The 16,626-nt window shown below is 56.6% G+C and carries 15 protein-coding genes; 7 read left to right on the forward strand and 8 right to left on the reverse strand.

The genetic code is table 11. The features are described from left to right. The first annotated feature begins 5 nt into the window (after nucleotides 1-5). Together AC0V6L_RS10900 and AC0V6L_RS10905 are read left to right on the forward strand one after the other, a co-directional pair. Nucleotides 6-1,589, forward strand: coding sequence for a long-chain-fatty-acid--CoA ligase (locus AC0V6L_RS10900; RefSeq protein WP_486154287.1), 1,584 nt, complete (start codon nucleotides 6-8; stop codon nucleotides 1,587-1,589). Nucleotides 1,590-1,594: 5 nt separating this feature from the next. Beyond that, complete coding sequence (locus tag AC0V6L_RS10905) at nucleotides 1,595-2,191, forward strand: DUF938 domain-containing protein (protein WP_486154288.1); 597 nt, start codon at nucleotides 1,595-1,597, stop codon at nucleotides 2,189-2,191. 1 nt (nucleotide 2,192) lies between these two features. On the opposite strand, the gene AC0V6L_RS10910 is transcribed toward AC0V6L_RS10905, so the two are convergent. Beyond that, nucleotides 2,193-2,333 carry an entericidin A/B family lipoprotein gene (locus tag AC0V6L_RS10910; protein ID WP_486150680.1) on the reverse strand — a complete coding sequence of 47 codons (141 nt, stop codon included), beginning with the start codon at nucleotides 2,331-2,333 and terminating at the stop codon, nucleotides 2,193-2,195. Nucleotides 2,334-2,356: 23 nt separating this feature from the next. Next, nucleotides 2,357-3,271: a DMT family transporter gene (locus tag AC0V6L_RS10915; RefSeq protein ID WP_486154289.1), complete on the reverse strand. Its 915-nt coding sequence runs from the start codon at nucleotides 3,269-3,271 to the stop codon at nucleotides 2,357-2,359. 65 nt (nucleotides 3,272-3,336) lie between these two features. Between AC0V6L_RS10915 and AC0V6L_RS10920 the strand changes: the two genes are divergently transcribed. After that, nucleotides 3,337-3,579, forward strand: coding sequence for a hypothetical protein (locus AC0V6L_RS10920; protein ID WP_486154290.1), 243 nt, complete (start codon nucleotides 3,337-3,339; stop codon nucleotides 3,577-3,579). 88 nt (nucleotides 3,580-3,667) lie between these two features. Here the strand turns inward: AC0V6L_RS10920 and AC0V6L_RS10925 are convergent, their stop codons facing one another. From AC0V6L_RS10925 to AC0V6L_RS10935, 3 genes are all read right to left on the reverse strand, one after another. Further along, nucleotides 3,668-5,200, reverse strand: coding sequence for a TadA family conjugal transfer-associated ATPase (locus AC0V6L_RS10925; RefSeq protein ID WP_486150688.1), 1,533 nt, complete (start codon nucleotides 5,198-5,200; stop codon nucleotides 3,668-3,670). A gap of 299 nt (nucleotides 5,201-5,499) precedes the next feature. Then, nucleotides 5,500-5,895, reverse strand: coding sequence for a GtrA family protein (locus AC0V6L_RS10930; protein ID WP_486154291.1), 396 nt, complete (start codon nucleotides 5,893-5,895; stop codon nucleotides 5,500-5,502). A 43-nt stretch (nucleotides 5,896-5,938) separates the two neighbouring features. Next, entirely contained in the window at nucleotides 5,939-6,631 is a 693-nt protein-coding gene (locus AC0V6L_RS10935; protein ID WP_486154292.1) for a class I SAM-dependent methyltransferase, read from the reverse strand. Between the two features lie 184 nt (nucleotides 6,632-6,815). On the opposite strand from AC0V6L_RS10935, the gene AC0V6L_RS10940 reads away from it, so the two are divergent. Next, the gene (locus AC0V6L_RS10940) at nucleotides 6,816-8,750 is read left to right on the forward strand and encodes a hypothetical protein (protein ID WP_486154293.1); all 1,935 of its coding nucleotides are present in this window, start codon (nucleotides 6,816-6,818) and stop codon (nucleotides 8,748-8,750) included. 16 nt (nucleotides 8,751-8,766) lie between these two features. Here AC0V6L_RS10940 and AC0V6L_RS10945 read toward each other — a convergent pair whose 3' ends face one another. Continuing rightward, nucleotides 8,767-10,020 carry a glycosyltransferase family 2 protein gene (locus tag AC0V6L_RS10945; RefSeq protein ID WP_486154294.1) on the reverse strand — a complete coding sequence of 418 codons (1,254 nt, stop codon included), beginning with the start codon at nucleotides 10,018-10,020 and terminating at the stop codon, nucleotides 8,767-8,769. A 190-nt stretch (nucleotides 10,021-10,210) separates the two neighbouring features. Here AC0V6L_RS10945 and AC0V6L_RS10950 point away from each other — a divergent pair, with 190 nt between their 5' ends. The 3 genes from AC0V6L_RS10950 to AC0V6L_RS10960 all read left to right on the forward strand — a co-directional run bounded on the left by AC0V6L_RS10950 (nucleotide 10,211) and on the right by AC0V6L_RS10960 (nucleotide 15,604). Beyond that, the gene (locus tag AC0V6L_RS10950; RefSeq protein ID WP_486154295.1) at nucleotides 10,211-11,143 is read left to right on the forward strand and encodes a DMT family transporter; all 933 of its coding nucleotides are present in this window, start codon (nucleotides 10,211-10,213) and stop codon (nucleotides 11,141-11,143) included. A 134-nt stretch (nucleotides 11,144-11,277) separates the two neighbouring features. Next, nucleotides 11,278-13,113 carry a glutamine--fructose-6-phosphate transaminase (isomerizing) gene (gene glmS, locus AC0V6L_RS10955; RefSeq protein WP_486154296.1) on the forward strand — a complete coding sequence of 612 codons (1,836 nt, stop codon included), beginning with the start codon at nucleotides 11,278-11,280 and terminating at the stop codon, nucleotides 13,111-13,113. Between the two features lie 97 nt (nucleotides 13,114-13,210). Beyond that, a complete protein-coding gene (locus tag AC0V6L_RS10960) occupies nucleotides 13,211-15,604 on the forward strand; it encodes a putative bifunctional diguanylate cyclase/phosphodiesterase (RefSeq protein WP_486150704.1) in 2,394 nt (797 codons plus the stop codon). A gap of 49 nt (nucleotides 15,605-15,653) precedes the next feature. On the opposite strand, the gene purQ is transcribed toward AC0V6L_RS10960, so the two are convergent. Next, the gene (gene purQ / locus AC0V6L_RS10965; protein ID WP_486154297.1) at nucleotides 15,654-16,343 is read right to left on the reverse strand and encodes a phosphoribosylformylglycinamidine synthase subunit PurQ; all 690 of its coding nucleotides are present in this window, start codon (nucleotides 16,341-16,343) and stop codon (nucleotides 15,654-15,656) included. Beyond that, on the reverse strand, nucleotides 16,343-16,597 hold the full coding sequence (purS, locus tag AC0V6L_RS10970) for a phosphoribosylformylglycinamidine synthase subunit PurS (RefSeq protein ID WP_486150708.1): 255 nt from the start codon (nucleotides 16,595-16,597) through the stop codon (nucleotides 16,343-16,345). Before purS ends, purQ begins: the two co-directional genes overlap by 1 nt. Nucleotides 16,598-16,626: the final 29 nt, after the last annotated feature.

The following is a 16,626-nucleotide window of genomic DNA, read 5'->3' on the forward strand; positions in this document are numbered from 1 at the left end:
TAAGCATGGGCTGGGAAAACACCATCCAGGGCAACGCGCATCACAACTATGAAACCTTTGATGAAATTCTGAATTTCTGGGCCGAAGAACGCCCCGATGCGATCGCTTTCGAACAAGGCGATCGCCGGACAAGTTATTCAGAATTGAACACGGCAACCCGCCGGATCATCGCGCTGTATAAATCGCAAGGCATCAGCAAAGGTGACCGCGTTGCTTGGCTGGGCAAAAACTCCGAGTTTTATTGCCAGCTTTACCTGGCGGCGGCCCGAATGGGCGCTGTTATGGTTCCTGTTGGCTGGCGGCTGGCTGCGCCTGAGGTCGCTTACATCCTGTCCGACACAGAGGCGAAATTGCTGTTTGCCGAAGAGCAATTCGCAGACACGGCAAACAATGTGGCAAGCGAGCTTGAACATGATTGCGGCGTGCTGCTTGTCGATGAGGCGCGCGCGCACATTGCCGAAATGCAGCCCGATAACGATTACACGGCCCCGCCTGCCGAAGATCCAATTTTGCAATTGTACACCTCTGGCACCACCGGCAATCCAAAGGGCGCGGTGCTGTCCAATCGCAATCTTTTGGGCCTTCGCAATGCTGCGGCGGAAGAGGGGCTGGCGTGGAGCTTTTATGAAGAAGGTGACTGCATGCTGGTTGCCATGCCATGCGCCCATATTGGCGGCACGGGCCTGATCAATATCGGCATTTCAAACGGCATCCGCCATCATATCGAGGCTGAATTCACTCCCGAAGGTGCGCTCAAAGCGATTGAGGCGGGCGCAACGCATATGTTTATCGTGCCTGCCGCGCTGCAAATGGTGGTGCAGCATCCCAAAGCGGCGCAAACCGATTTCTCCGCGCTGCGATATCTGATGTATGGCGCAGCGCCCATGCCTTTGGAATTGCTCAAAGAAGCGGTCCGGACCATGCCCAATGCGGGCTTTTTGCAAGCCTATGGAATGACAGAGACATCAGGCACAATATCGTTATTGCCGCCCGAAGATCATGTGCTCGAAGGCAATGAGAGGATGCGTTCGGCGGGCAAGGCTGTGCCGGGAGCTGAGATTGAGGTGCGCGACACTCACAACAAGGAAGCCCCGCGCGGCGAGATCGGCGAAGTGTGCATTCGCTCCCCCTCAAATACGCGCGGATATTGGAAGCTGCCCGGTGCAACTCAGCAGACGATTGATGCCGATGGCTGGCTGCACACCGGGGATGCGGGGATCATGGACGCAGATGGTTATGTTTACATCCAGGACAGGATCAAAGACATGATCATTTCAGGCGGCGAGAACGTCTATCCGGCAGAAGTGGAAAGCGCGATCTACGGTCATCCAGCCATTGCCGAGGTGGCAGTGATTGGCATCCCCAGCGAAAAGTGGGGCGAGGAGGTCAAAGCTTGCTGCGTTGCCAAACCGGGCATGGAGATCGATGAAGCTGACGTAATCGCCTATACGCGCAAGAAGATCGCCGCTTTCAAAGCACCCAAAAGCGTCGATGTGATCCCTGAAATGCCGCGCAATCCATCGGGCAAAATCCTGCGGCGGCAATTGCGTGCGCCTTATTGGGAAGGGCAGGACCGGCAAGTGGGCTGAGCGCTGTGAAGCACCACGCGCCCGCCACTTTGCGCAATCGCGAGGCTATTCTTGCTGTCTTGCAGGCGGAATTGACCGGGTGCTGCAAAGTGCTCGAAATTGCATCGGGCAGCGGCGAACATGCGGTGTATTTTGCGCAGCATCTGCCGCAGGTTCAGTGGCAGCCCAGCGACCCTGATCCGCGAGCGCTCGGTTCGATCAAGGCTTACCGAGCGGAATATCGGGAGGGCAATCTGGAATCACCGATTGCGCTAAACGCGGCGGATGCGGCATGGCCCCCTGCGCGCGCGGACGCGGTTTTGTGCATCAATATGGCCCATATCAGCGAATGGGCGGCAAGCCTTGGCCTGATGGCAGGCGCGGCCCGTGTGCTGGGAAATTCAGGTGGGCCGCTGATTATCTATGGCCCGTTTTTTGAAAACGGATTGGAACCAGCGCCTTCCAATCTTGAATTCGATGCTAGCCTTAAATCGCGCAATCCCGCTTGGGGCATTCGCCATGTTGAACAGATGGACGAAGCGGGCGCGGCAAACGGCCTATCGCGCAGCGCACGGCATGAAATGCCTGCCAACAATCTTGCGCTGGTTTACAGGCGGGTGTAATTTATTCGTCGCCGTCAATCACATCTTCGCCCGCTCTGCCAACCGAGGAGATGTCCTCGCCTAGACCTTGCACTGTGTTACAGGCAGCGGTGGTAAGGGTAAGCGCGCCAAGCGCGGCGGCGATCAGGGTGGTGCGGATCATCGAAATTCCTTTCAGCGTGCTATTTAGGTTGTCTCTGCTGGTTTCGCTTTGGCCTGTGCGAGGAGGCGTTCGCGATATGCGATCAATGCCCCTGCGCCGATAATCAGCGGCGCGCCGATCCACAAACTGGCGGGCGGGGTGCGGTCAAACACGGTGTAGCCATACCATGTCGCCCAAAGGAGCGAGGTGTAATCAATCAGCAGGATCACCGAGGCTGATCCGAACCGCAGCGAACTAGTCAGCAGGATTTGAGCAAGCGCCCCTGCCAAAGCCATAGCGACAATTATCCCCCAAGTTTCAGCATCATGGGCACTTATAAAGAAGGGCAGCAACATCGCGAAAAACGGCGTCGAAAGTGCCGTGAACCAGAAAATGATACTCCATGGGCTTTCGGTCTTGTTGAGGTCTTGGATCTGAAAGCTAATCAACGCAACCATTGCCGCTGCGGCAAGCGCGACCATTACGCCAAGCCCTGACTTGTCCCCACTCATATTGCCCGGTTGCATAATGACCAAAACACCGCAGAACCCGACCACGACGGCAAGGGAGCGATAGAGACCCACTTTCTCACCGAACATCGTGACAGCGATTACAACCGCGAAAAACGGTGCTGTGTAAGAAAGCGTGGTTGCTTCGGCCAAGGGAAGCAGCAGCAACGCGCCATATACAAAAAACATGCAAAATCCGCCCAGAGCCGCGCGGCCTGCGTGGCTTTTTATCCGCTTAGTCCGCAGGGTCGAGAGCTTTCCAAATAAAGCCAATCCAGCTGCCATCAAAACAAAGGTGATGAATTGACGCCAAAACAGCATCTCAACCAGATGCACGCCGCGGTCGCCTCCGAGTTTTACGAGCATCCCCATCGTCGCGAACACCACGGCGGTGATGAGACGCAAACCAATGGCGAGCATTGGGCGGGGTTGAGCAACTGAACCATCCATGTGCGCGCGCTTGGGCGATAGAGCGGGATTGCGCAAGCGCGATGGTTGCCTACATCGCCTAGCGGATGGATATTCTCACCACACTCGCGCTTTCAAGCGATGCCGCGCAGATGGCGTTGGCAGGCGCTTTGTTCTGGCTATTGGCCGGCTTTGCCGCGCTGATGGAATGGCGGCGCAAAAAGATGCGTGACTATGCGCAGCTGGAACGCGTCGGCTGGGTGCCTTGGACTGCGATTTTCATCATGGGCGCAATGATAGGCGGCGGGTGCCTGGCGATGAGCCTGCCGGTGGTGCTGGGAACTCTTTAAGCGCTTGAGAATCACTGCGAAGGCAGGGATCTCTTGCATAAATGAGGTAAGCCGATGGAGGCTCCCGCCTTCGCGCGAGCTCACAGACTTACAGACAAGCCTCGAGATACGCCTGATCAAAGCCAAACTGACGCGCTTTTTCCAGCGTATAGGGCCGCAGACCCGCAGCGCGAAACTCGCCCAGGATCTTGCCGTCTTCTGTCTCGTCAAGATATTCGAACTTGAACAGATTCTGCGTCACGATCACTTCGCCTTCCATCCCGATTACCTCGGTGATGTCGGTCGTCCGGCGTGAACCATCGCGCAGACGTTTCACCTGAACAATGATGTCCACCGATTCTGCGATCTGGCGCGAAATGGCTTCTTTCGGGATCTTGATGTCGCCCATCAAAATCATGTTTTCCATCCGGCCAAGGCATTCGCGCGGGCTGTTAGCGTGAAGCGTACACATCGAGCCATCGTGGCCCGTGTTCATCGCGGCGAGAAGGTCGAAGCACTCGGCTCCGCGAATCTCACCCAGGATGATCCGGTCAGGACGCATACGCAGGGCGTTTTTGACAAGGTCACCAATGGTAATCGCGCCTTGCCCTTCAAGGTTAGGCGGACGCGTTTCCAGCGGCAGCCAGTGCGGCTGTTGCAGACGCAATTCCGCGGCATCCTCAATCGTGAGAACGCGCTCACCCGGGTCGATCATTTTCGACAAGGCGTTGAGCATGGTGGTTTTACCAGAGCCCGTACCGCCAGAAATAACGATGTTGAACCGGCAGGCACCTGCGATTTTCAGAGCGGTGCACATCTTCTCGCTCATCGAGCCAAACTCTTTGAGCATGTCCAAGGTGATCGGTTTCTCAGAGAATTTACGAATGGAGATCGCGGTGCCGCGCAGCGAAAGCGGGGGAACGATGACGTTCACACGAGAGCCGTCTTTCAAACGAGCATCGGCAAGCGGCGTGGTCTGGTCAACGCGGCGGCCGACTTGGTTCACGATGCGCTGGGCGATCTGGAAAAGGTGCTGTTCATCGCGGAACCGGATGGGTGCGATAATCAGTTTACCCTTTTTCTCGATGTAAGTCTGATCGGGGCCGTTGACCATGATGTCGGACACGTCCGGATCATTCAGCAGCTCTTCAAGCGGACCAAAACCCAGCAGTTCATCGATAAGAACTTTTTCAAGCGCGAATTGTTCGCGGCGGTTCAGCGTGACCTTAAGTTCGGCCAACACTTCCATGATAATCGGGCGAAATTCTTCCGACAGCTCTTCCTTGGAAAGCGTGGCTGCGGCTTCGGGATCGACCCGTTCGAGCAGGCGCGGGAGCACTTGCTCTTTGATTTTGTGGACGCTGGCTTCGAAACCGCCGCCTTCATGTTCGCCCGAATGGGTTGCATTCATGCGTTCGGTAAGGCGGTCCATTGCATCAGCGGTGGAAGTTGGTTTGGAGGGTTTGGAAGGCGCAGCTTTGGCTTTTTCAGCCTCGGGCTTTTCCTCTTCACCCGGAAGCGGCGGAAACTGCTCTCCGCCGTCGGACTGTCCGCCGCCGGATTTCATGGGGCGTGCGACCCCAAATGCCGGACGACCGCCAGGTTTCATCCCGCCGCCGCCTTTTTTCCCGAATGCGCTCATTCCTAGCCCCCAAGGCTACCAATCCAAAATCGAGACATGTTCAAATCGAGCCGAACAGTGCCTTTCGAGATGTGGTGAATAATTCGGAAACCTTATTTTTTCCCTAAAATGACGAGCAATTGTCGAGCTTGTCAGATCGATTTGGACCCCCAAAGTGCACCCGGTCGCCGCTGGCTTTTCCGGCTCAGTTTATGCTGAAGGAAATTCGGCTTCCTCAGCCTTGGCCGAAGGGGCGTTTTGCGTGTTTGAAAATCGCAAAGTCTTGATTGTATTAGTAAAATCAAGCCCGGCACTGCCTTTTACGCGGTTTCTTGCGGCCTGATGATGGCAAGTCTGGCGATGAGGTAATGATAAAAGAACATGATGACTGTCATCGTAGGGGCTGCAACCCACATCGGCAGGTCCATCCAATCAATCATCACAGCAAGAATGGCCAGCGATATGGGTAAGCCCAAGCACAAGGTGGAGATGAATTTGACATATCCGCCAGGCGTCATCGCTTCTTTGAATGTCACTTTGCAATGGTAGAAATATCCGACCGTGCCGCTTGTAGCGTAACAGACAAACGTCAGCAGCACATATCCAAGCCCGGCATATTCACCAGCAATCAGAATGACATTGTTGATGCCGGCGCACAGTATGCTGCCGCCGAGAAATGGCGCAAAACGCGCTTTTTGCAAGTAGCTGGCAATCACAAGAATGCGCCATCGCAGATGACCATGTTCATTGCCTTTGCAATCAAGCGGCTTTGGCGACCAGCAACAGATTGCTGGGCCAGCCGCCCAGTCGAACGTTGTCAATGCGCGTTGCAAATTTGGACGAAGCGCCAGCCTGCTGCGCAGCGCGCATAAGACTTTTGCTCGACATCAGGTTGAGATTGTCTTCGCTGGCGAAAAATTCGCGTCCTGTGGATCGCATAATGCTGCGAAACATCGAAGGCGGCAGCCAGTGGATCAAAGGCGCAATGGTATGAAATTCAACCGGAAACCAGCGATTGGGCGTCGTGATAAACACGCCCTTGCGGGCCACGCGGGTGCATTCTTTGACAAACTGAATTTGCCGCTCGAACGATCCCACATGTTCAATCACGGCGGAACTGTGGACGTAATCAAAGCTGTCATCGTCAAACGGCAATTCGCAGCCATCGGCTTTGACAAAAGTCATGCCTGGAAATTCCTCTTCAAGGAATTGCGCATCATCAAGCCCGGCTGCGGTCACATTGTGTTTGTGCGGAAACCATTTCTCGAAATAGTTCGAGCTGGGATAAGAACGTTCGGACGTCGCGCCAATGTCCAAAACAGTATCGTCTGCTTCGATGCCACTTGATTTCATAAAGTGCTCGAACATTCGGCGTCTTTGATACCCTGCCAGTTTGACCGGAAGGCTGTCTGCCGAAGCGACATTGTACTGCTCATTGGGAGCAACCGTCATCGTAAATCCCCGAAAGTGCAAATCTGTGGTTTAGGAAGCCTGATCGCGTTGTTGTGCTTCTTAAATCCGATTAAGGATGCCTAGAAGTTTATGATTGACGAGTGGTTAAAATCGGGGGGCGCAACGCTCGACTTTCCCGCGAAACAGTCAGTCGGACTTTGTTTTGGCTCCTGGGGAAGATTTCTTGCCGTATAGTATCAATCTTACCATGGGAACGCTTGGCGAAGCGCTGCTCGCGTGCATTCTGATTGCGCTGATTGTGCGGCTGCAACCGCAAACCCGGCTTGTTTCCGCCAATGCCATGGTGATTGCGCGGCGCATTTCGCTGCGGCCAGCCCTGCTGATTTTGATCGCCGGGCTTACGCCTGTGGTGTTGCGCATTGCGATGCTGCCGCTTGTTCCAGCGCCCGTCCCCTATGTGATGGAGGAATACAACCACCTGTTTCTGACCGCCACTTATGATCTTGGCCGGGTCACAAACCCGGTGCATCCCTTTGCCGTGATGCTGCAGACATATCAGCAGATTGAATGGCCAAACCATGTGTCAGCCCGTCCTCCCTTGCCGCCGATATTTCTTTATCTGGGACAGGTTTTGTTTGGTTCTCCCTTTGCCGGGAACCTGATGGCGCTGGGCCTTACATCGGCGGCACTATGTTGGTCGCTGCTGGGCTGGGTTAGGGGGCATTGGGCGGCGCTGGGCAGCTATCTTGCGATCGTTGCGTTTTGTCTGTTCGGCTATTGGGTCAATTCGTTCTGGGCACCCACAACAATCGCGCTTGGCGGGGCATTGCTGTTTGGCGCAGTCCCGCGCATTGAACGCAAAGCGACATTTGGATTGGCGCTGATCAGCGTGATTGCGCTTGTGCTGCTTGCCGGGACAAGACCGTTTGAAAACGCGGTGTTTGCAGCGGTTTGCTGCGGGTGGCTGGGTTATCGCCATCTGGCCAAGGAAAAGCGCGCGCAGATACCGCGCGCCATTGCAATTGTGGTTTTGCCGATGGCGATTGGTGTGGCCGGGATTGTTGCGGCGCAGCTGTGGTACAATCAGGCCACTACCGGAAATATCGCGCTGATGCCCTATCAGATCTGGCGGGAATCTCAGGATATGACGCCGGTCTTTTTGTGGCAGGAAATTGCCTCGGGCCGGACATTCTACAACGAAGGCGCAAGCTTTTTCGCCGATTGGAATGTGAGAGTAGTAAGGCTAATCACGGATGGCGGCCCGATGTCCTGGGCTTACCTGATCAGCCGGCATGGCGTGACCTTTCGTGATTTGCTTGGTCCGTTTCTGTTTCTTGCCTTTTGCTGCTGGTCCCCGCGCTGGATCGGCCCAGCGCGTTCAGTCAGCAAGATACAGATCATTTCGGTTGGTCTGTGCCTGGTGTTGATCCTGCTTGCCCTGTGCGGGCCGGTGGCGGGATCGATTGTCAAACTGCTTGCTGTGTTTGTTCTATTTATGCGCTGGCAGAACGCTGATGAACGGCTTGCCATTCTGACTATCCTGATTGGAATGCTCGCGACGTCTTTGCCGACATTCTACATGAACATCTATTTCGCAGCCTACACCGCTCCCTTGCTGCTGCTGGTGGCCAAGGGCCTGCGTCATCTGGTTATTTGGGACGGCAAATGGGGCCCTGCATTGGTGGGCACCATTATCATTGGCGCGGCGCTGGTCCCGGTGGGGCATCTGGCGGCGAGTGCTGCTTTGAAGATGGGCGCGCCGGTCCGGATGTTGGGACCACCGCTCAGCCACTTTGACAATCACTTGCCTAGCCCACGGGCCAAGGTGCTTAAGCGGCTTTCACAAGAGCCGGGCCAGCATGTCGTATTTGTGGAATTGCAATCGCGCACTTCTGCCGAGATTGATCCTGTTTGGAATGATCCCGAAGTGGATGCGCAAAAGATCGTCTTCATGCGCGATCTTAAGCCTGAATGGACTGCAGCGGCTCAGCAATATTACGCCGGGCGGGCTTTCTGGAAAATGACGGTAAGCCGCAAGGCGCTGGTGTCCCTCAAACAATATCCCGACATGCAATCGGTTGAGCCAGCGGCGATTGACGCTTTACCTAACCCTGATCGCGCACCAGCACAATCGCTGGGCGCGCGCGCATCGCCTTAGGGTCCTGACCCTAACTTTAGGCAGCCTGCGGCAGGCGTTCTTTCGGGGCAAACTGGCTTTCATTGCCTGCAATGATGGCCAGCATGAACCCGCCAAGAACATTTTGCAGACCGATGGTCCCAATCGCTGCTGACAAGATCAGCGGCAAGGGATTGTCGAGCGCGGTAAAGCCTGCCTGACCCCAACCAATCGTCACTGCTGTCAGCCCGGAAATGCCAATGGCAATCAGCGCGAGGCCGCTTAGCAGCATGGTTTCCAGCGTCAGAATTTTTGCATTGCGTTTGAGCACTGGCCGCATCAGACGAAAGCCGCGATTGACCCCGTAAAAATGCGTTGCAAGAGCCATAATCAGGCCAAAATGTCCGCATGTCGCAAGGAAACCGCCAACAACGCTCCAGCTGACGCCGAAATAGGATGGGCCGGCCAGAACACCGGTGTAATGCGCAAGGCCAACCGAGAGGATAATGGCAGCGATAGCGCACGCGATAAGGGCGGGTACGCCAAACACCCATGTGGGGCTGAGCATAAACAGATAGCGCAGATGCCGCCAACCATCGCGCCACGGGCGAAGATGGGGCGCGCGATCGCGAAGGTCTTTCGACAATGTCGCAGGAACTTCGGCAATGCGCACTTTCAACAGCGCGGCCTTGATCACCATTTCGCTGGCGAATTCCATGCCTGAACCGGACAGTTGCAAGCGCTCAAAACAATCCTTGCGAATGGCGCGAAGGCCGCAATGGGCATCGCCAATGCCGGACCGGAACAGGATATTGAGAACCCCTGTCAGCCCCGGATTGCCAAAATGCTTGTTTTTCCAGGGCATGGCGCCGGGTTCAATTCCGCCTTTGAAACGGTTGCCCATGCACAGGTCAAACCCTTCCTCCAGCTTTGCCACCATGGCCACGCCTTCGGTGAAATTGTAGCTGCCATCGCAATCGCCCATGACGATATAGCGTCCCTCAGCGCCCCAGCAGCCGCCAATAAGGGCTGCGCCATATCCGCGATCTTCAACATCGACCACGCGGGCGCCCAGTTCTGTGGCGAGCGCCTGGCTGCCATCGGTTGAACCGTTGTCGGCGATCACAATTTCGCCCGTCATGTTCAATTGTTCGCGCATCATAGCCAGCGCATCGAGCGCGTTGCCGATGCAATGCGGCAAGCTTTCCACTTCGTTGAGGCAGGGCATTACGATTGTCACATCAACTTGAGACGCAGCGTTAGGGTCGCGGCCTTCAAGAAATGCGGTGTAGTTTGAGTTGGTAAGATCCATGAATGCCCCCAAAAAGGTGTGATCAGGGCTATGGCCAAGAATGGTTAACAAACATTCAAATCGATCCCGGTCGGCGCGGCATTCGCCCCGATGGCTGGCCGCTCATTTGGCTTTGCAAAACGGCGATTTTTGCCTAGGCGGCGATTAACAGAAGGGCGCAGCGTCGAATGCTGCAACGGTGAAAGCATCCATGACAGGCAATGATACACGCGCAGGTTTCCTGTATGCGCTTACCGGCTTTGCCGTGCTTGCGCTGGGCGATGCGGTTGTCAAAAGCATGGCCGGCGACTGGCCGGTTTATGCGGTTGCGGCGTTAAGGTTTACGATTGGCGCGATTGCTTTGTCTTTCTGGTTGTGGCGAAGCGAGGGCGCAGCGGCGTTTGTTCCGCAAAACTTGAGACTGCAGATTGCGCGCGGATTTTGTCTGGCGACAGCTTCGTTGTGCTTTTTTTCAGCAATTTACATCATGCCGCTGGCTGAAGCTTTGGCGATATCGTTTCTCGCCCCGATGTTGACGCAGGCGCTGAGTGGATGGCTGCTGAAAGAGCGCGTGCGGCGTTCGGTTTTTGCCGTGTCGCTGGCCGCGCTGATTGGGGTGGCGATTGTGCTGCGGCCCAGTCTGGCAGAGCTTGGCTGGGCGGCTTTGCTGCCGCTGATTTCTGCAGTGTTCTTTTCGTTATTGATGGTCGCAAACAAAGTCAGTTCGGGACAGGGCAGCGGGCTTTCCATGCAAGTGTTCGTCGCGGTTTTCTGCGCTCCGTGGCTGATTGCAGGCAGTCTGGCTGCGAAATATTCGGGCATTCCCGCGCTCGATTTTACCTGGCCAAGCTGGGATGTAGTGCTGCGCTGCACGATTGTCGCTTGCACCGCGACAACCGCGCATTGGCTTGCGTATATTGGCGCTGCAAAAGCGGGACCAGGGGCGATTGCACCTGCTATCTATGTTCAAATGTTGATCGCGATCGTGGCAGGCTGGCTGGTGTTTGATGACATTCCTGATCTCTACACGCTCGCAGGCGCTGCGATCATCATTGCTGCTGGCCTGTATCTGTGGCGCGATGGGGGTATTGCCGGGCCCCCAAAGCAGAGTGCATCAAACGAGAGCTTGCCGATCAAAAGATAGCGGTTAGACGCTTGGCTGGCAGATGGGCATCTTTGGCAAGGCAATGTTCATGACTAATGCCTAGGGGCTTTGATCAAGGTGGGGGCCAGTCCAAAGTGCCAGTTAAAGGCGGCAATTAAGGGGTTTGACGATTTATGTGCGGCATTATCGGAATTGTTGGCGGTGAAGCGGTTGCAGATCGGCTGGTCGATGGCCTGCGCCGGATGGAATATCGCGGCTATGACAGTTCTGGCGTTTGCACTTTGCATGATGGCCAATTGGTGCGCCGCCGGGCAGAGGGGAAACTGCTCAACCTTGTAGGCGTGCTGGAGAATGAACCAGCACCTGGCACCGTGGGTATTGCCCACACGCGCTGGGCGACGCACGGCGCGCCGACGGCATCCAATGCGCACCCGCATGCGACCGATGAGGTTGCGATTGTGCACAATGGCATCATCGAAAACTTCAAAGAATTGCGCGCAGAGCTCGCCGCGCAAGGGCGCACCTTTGAAAGCGAAACCGACAGCGAAGTGGTCGCGCATATGGTCTCGCACCGGATTGAGGCGGGACTGGACCCCATCGCTGCGGTCAAGGACGTGCTGCCGCGCCTGCGCGGTGCATTCGCGCTCGCGATTGCGTTTCGCCAGCATCCTGATCTGTTGATCGGTGCGCGGCTCGGGTCGCCACTTGTCGTGGGATATGGCCCGGCAGGCGATGATGCCGAGATGTATCTGGGCTCCGATGCCCTGGCGCTTGCTCCGCTGACGCAACGCATCACTTATCTTGAAGAAGGCGACTGGGTCGTCGTGCGCCGCGATGGCGCGCAGGTTTATGATGATGAGAACACACCCGTCACGCGCGAGATACAGGCGTCGGGTGCATCAGCGGCTGCGGTGGAGAAAGGCAATTATCGCCACTTCATGCAGAAGGAGATCTTTGAGCAGCCCACTGTGGTGGCCCAAACCCTGGGATCGTATCTGCGCCGTGATGACAATTCTGTCGCTTTGCCCCAATTCGACATAGATCTGTCAGCCATTCGCCGCCTGACAATTGTTGCGTGCGGGACATCTTATTACGCTGGAATGGTGGCGAAATACTGGTTTGAACATTTTGCCCGCGTGCCTGTCGACATCGATGTCGCGTCCGAATTTCGATACCGCGATCCGGTGCTCGAAGACGGTGGGCTCGCGCTGTTTATCTCCCAAAGCGGGGAGACAGCAGACACGCTGGCGGCGCTGCGCCATTGCAAGGAAAATGGGCAGGTCATCGGCGTTGTCGTGAATGTGCCCACCAGTTCTATGGCTCGCGAGGCAGACTTGCTACTGCCGACCCATGCAGGCCCGGAAATCGGCGTTGCCTCGACTAAGGCGTTTACTTGCCAGCTTGCCGTGCTCGCCGCTTTGGCGGCGCATATGGCGGTCAAGAAAGGGCTGATGAGCCGCGAGGAAGAGATCGAAGTTGTCGGCCACCTGCTCGAAGCGCCCGCTGCGCTCAACGCTGCGCTTGATCATGATGAAGACATTGCCGCCATGGCGCCTCTGGTCGCGCCAGCGCGCGATGTGCTGTATCTGGGACGCGGGCAGGATTATCCGCTTGCGCTCGAAGGCGCGTTAAAACTCAAAGAAATCAGTTATATACACGCCGAAGGTTACGCATCGGGTGAAATGAAGCACGGCCCTATCGCGCTTATTGATGACGAGGTTCCCGTGGTGGTGATCGCGCCATCGGGGCCTTTGTTTGAAAAGACGGTCTCCAACATGGAAGAAGTCCGCGCGCGCGGCGGCCAAGTCGTGCTGATTTCGGACAAGGATGGCATCAGCGAGGCGGGCGATGGCTGCATTGCCACAATCGAAATGCCCGTTGTCCATCCGCTCATCGCGCCGCTCGTCTATGCGATTCCGGTGCAATTGCTGGCCTATCACGTGGCGGTTGTGAAAGGCACTGATGTCGATCAGCCGCGCAATTTGGCGAAGTCTGTTACAGTGGAATAACACACGCCTTGCGCCCTTTGGCGGAGAGGCGAATTAACTCTTTGTGAGGGGCTCAAGCTTTACGCGCGGCTAACCTTTTTTGGTTAGGCCGCACGGTGTGAACGATCCGGCTTCCTCAATTCAAAACACACCCGATCCGGCCTTGGACAAGGTCGCCGGTGCAGCGCGTCCGCGCAACCTGTCTTTGAAAGCGGTTCTGGGCCTTTCCGATAAAGCGGACAGGGATTGGGCGCAGCTGCGCGGTTTGCAATATGCAGGCCTAGCCAAACTGACATTCCAGCGAGCCTTTGCGCATTCGCTGCTCGCCGTGTTTGTGGCGCGCATTTACCTCGATAGCGTGCCGCCCGCCATTGTCCTGGTGTGGATGGGTGCAATGGCGCTGATCAACATCCAAAGCGCCCGGCTGGACCGCGGCCTTGCTGACACCGAAAAGCGCAAGATTTCGTCCGGGGAGTTTAACCGCCAGATGCAATTTGCTGTCCTGTCGGGAATATTCTGGGCTGTGCCAGTGATGACATTTGCGCCCTATGGTTCGATGGAGGATATGGCGGCGCTGCTGATGCTGATTGCGCTGTTGATCGCCTCTTCGGTGTTTTTCTACACCGCTGCGCCGATCAGCATTCTTATCCTTGGCATGACCGTGGGACTGGCCAGCATTGCGCAATTGGCGATGAACGGATTGTGGCTGGTGATGGGGGCCACGATTTTGTTCCTGATCGCGGCGATGCTGGGCACAGTGCATGTTGGCCGAACCTATCTTGCCGCGCGATTGTCTGAGCGGGTGATTGCGGAAAAAGAAGAGGTTGTCTCGCTGCTGCTGCGCGAATTTGAAGAAAACGAAGCGGACTGGTTGTGGGAAATTGACCCCTCGCGCCGCCTGCGTTCGGTCAGTCCGCGTTTTGCCTTTGCGCTGGGAGCAAAGCAGAGCGAGGTGCAGGGCAAACCCTTGCTTGATCTGATTGCGGGTGAGCATGTCAGCGGCGGCCAATACGATAAAAGTCTGCGCGAACTGGCCGAATGTCTGACCCGGCAGGAGAACTTCTCCAACCTGCTCGTGAAAGTAACGATCAAGGGCCAAGAGCGTTGGTGGGAGCTTTCCGGTACGCCCATGCGCGATCAACGCGGGCGCTTTATCGGGTTTCGCGGAGTGGGTTCGGATAAGACAGAGGCGCGCGAAAGCTCAGAGAAAATCGCTTATCTGGCGCGTTTTGACACACTGACGAGCCTGCCCAACCGGTTGCAGCTGACAGAAGCGTTGGGCCATGCGCTTGATGACAGCGCTCGCTGGCGCACGCGCTGTGCGTTGATGATGGTGGACCTTGATCGGTTCAAGGCGGTGAACGATTCGCTGGGCCATATGACAGGCGACAAATTGCTCGCACAGGTTTCTGCGCGGCTCGAAAAGCTGATGGGCGATGGCCAGATGTGCGGCCGGCTGGGCGGTGATGAATTTGCCATCGTGATCAAAGATGCGAGCGAGCAGGGCACTGTAAAGGCGATGGCGAACAAGATCATCGAAGCTTTGTCCGAACCCTATCAGGTTGAACAGCACACCTTGTATGTCGGGGCGAGTGTCGGGTCAGCCGTTGGCCCGCGTGATGGCAAAAGCGTTGAGGAATTGATGCGCAATGCCGACCTTGCACTGTACCGTGCCAAGGATGTGGGCGGGGGCGAACATTGCGCGTTTGAACAGGAACTGCATGCCTCTGCCGAAGAACGCCGCCAATTGGAAGTTGCGCTCAGGTCCGCCATGGCGCGCGATGAATTTGTGCTGCATTACCAGCCCGTGGTCGATGCGCGCAGCGAGAATATCGTCAGTTTCGAAGCTTTGGCCCGCTGGAACAGCCGCGATCATGGCTTTGTCAGTCCGGGCAAGTTTATCCCGCTTGCCGAAGATACACGGCTGATTGTCCCGATTGGCAAATGGGTGCTTTTTCAGGCCTGCCAGGAAGCGATGAGCTGGCCCGATCATATCAAGGTGAATGTCAACGTATCGCCTGAACAATTGCTTGAACCCGATTTCCACGCCGATGTTGTGCAGGCGCTTTCGCAAAGCGGGCTGCGGCCTGACCGGCTTGAGATCGAAGTGACTGAGAGCATTTTTGTGCGCGATGCCAGTGTTGCGCGCAACGCTTTGGAACAGGCGATGGCGCTTGGGTGCTCGATTGCGCTTGATGATTTTGGCACGGGCTATTCCTCGCTCGGCTATATCCGCAAGCTGCGCTTTTCAACGATCAAGGTGGACCGCACTTTCGTGCAGGGCGCCGCGCAAGGGGCCTCGGAAAGTCTGGCGATTATCAACGCGGTGGTCGCTATGGCGAAAAGCCTCGATATGACTACCACTGCCGAGGGTGTTGAAACGGTTGAGGAAGCGGATCTGATCCGCAATCTGGGCTGCGACAAAATCCAGGGGTTCTACTTTGGCAGGCCCATGTCAAACGAGGAAGCGCGCCGCCTGTTTGGCGCCGCATCGATGAAGCGCCGGGCGTAAGCAGGGCGAAAGCGGGCCGTTCGCAGCGGCATATTACTGCCGCGCTGATTTACGCAGAAACCAGACTGCCAAGCAGGCTTTCAAAAATCCGCCTGCCATCTGTGCCGCCCAGCGAAGGGTGCGCGGCTGCACGGATTGCGCGTTCGGGATGCGGCATCATGCCCAGCACCCGGCCATTGGCACTCAATACGCCTGCAATATCGCGCTGTGATCCATTGACAGCCTCGCCATAGCGAAAGGCAATGCGCCCTTCCGCCTCTAACTGATCCAGCGTCGCATCATCGGCAAAATAATTGCCATCGTGATGCGCAACGGGGATGTTCAAAACCTCGCCATCGGCAAAGCCGCCAGTGTAAAGTGATGAAGTGTTGGCGACATGCAAAGGGACCGTTCGGCAGATGAAAGTCTGGCCCGCATTGCGCATCAGCGCGCCGGGCAGCAACCCCGCCTCTGTCAGCACCTGAAACCCATTGCAAACGCCCAGAACGGGCAGCCCTTTTTGCGCTGCGGCCACAACCGCGCGCATGATCGGGCTTTTGGCCGCCATCGCGCCAGAGCGCAGGTAATCGCCATAGGAAAACCCGCCGGGCAGAGCGAGGAAATCGAGGCCGCTGGGAAGGTCTGCATCCCCGTGCCAGATGCGCACAGCCGGTTTGCCGGTCACATCTTCCAGTGCCACCGCCATATCGCGGTCGCAATTGGAGCCGGGAAACGTGATAACGCCTGCAGTAAAGCTCATCAGGCGGGCTCTGCTGCTTGGCTGGCGATGCGTTCAATCGCGTAATCTTCGATCACTGTGTTGGCGAGCAGCTTTTCGCACATTGCCTTGATCGTCTCATCGCTGGTGCCGTCTGCCACATCGAGTTCGATCACCCGGCCAATGCGCACATCATTCACGCCTTCAAAGCCAAGCCCATCGAGCGAATGGTGCACCGCGCGCCCCTGCGGATCGAGAACGCCGGGCTTTAACGATACGATGATGCGGGCTTTCATAAGAAGCGGCTCCTGCTGAGCGTTGGATT

The organism is Erythrobacter sp. JB1-15 (assembly GCF_057365035.1).

Bases quoted from the DNA above. Each gene is read 5' to 3' on its own strand.
- AC0V6L_RS10900 (WP_486154287.1), top strand. From the start codon at position 6: ATGGGCTGGGAAAACACCATCCAGGGCAACGCGCATCACAACTATGAA.
- AC0V6L_RS10910 (WP_486150680.1), bottom strand. From the start codon at position 2,333: ATGATCCGCACCACCCTGATCGCCGCCGCGCTTGGCGCGCTTACCCTT.
- AC0V6L_RS10915 (WP_486154289.1), bottom strand. From the start codon at position 3,271: ATGGATGGTTCAGTTGCTCAACCCCGCCCAATGCTCGCCATTGGTTTG.
- AC0V6L_RS10920 (WP_486154290.1), top strand. From the start codon at position 3,337: ATGGATATTCTCACCACACTCGCGCTTTCAAGCGATGCCGCGCAGATG.
- AC0V6L_RS10925 (WP_486150688.1), bottom strand. From the start codon at position 5,200: ATGAGCGCATTCGGGAAAAAAGGCGGCGGCGGGATGAAACCTGGCGGT.
- AC0V6L_RS10935 (WP_486154292.1), bottom strand. From the start codon at position 6,631: ATGACGGTTGCTCCCAATGAGCAGTACAATGTCGCTTCGGCAGACAGC.
- AC0V6L_RS10945 (WP_486154294.1), bottom strand. From the start codon at position 10,020: ATGGATCTTACCAACTCAAACTACACCGCATTTCTTGAAGGCCGCGAC.
- AC0V6L_RS10950 (WP_486154295.1), top strand. From the start codon at position 10,211: ATGACAGGCAATGATACACGCGCAGGTTTCCTGTATGCGCTTACCGGC.
- glmS (WP_486154296.1), top strand. From the start codon at position 11,278: ATGTGCGGCATTATCGGAATTGTTGGCGGTGAAGCGGTTGCAGATCGG.
- purQ (WP_486154297.1), bottom strand. From the start codon at position 16,343: ATGAGCTTTACTGCAGGCGTTATCACGTTTCCCGGCTCCAATTGCGAC.
- purS (WP_486150708.1), bottom strand. From the start codon at position 16,597: ATGAAAGCCCGCATCATCGTATCGTTAAAGCCCGGCGTTCTCGATCCG.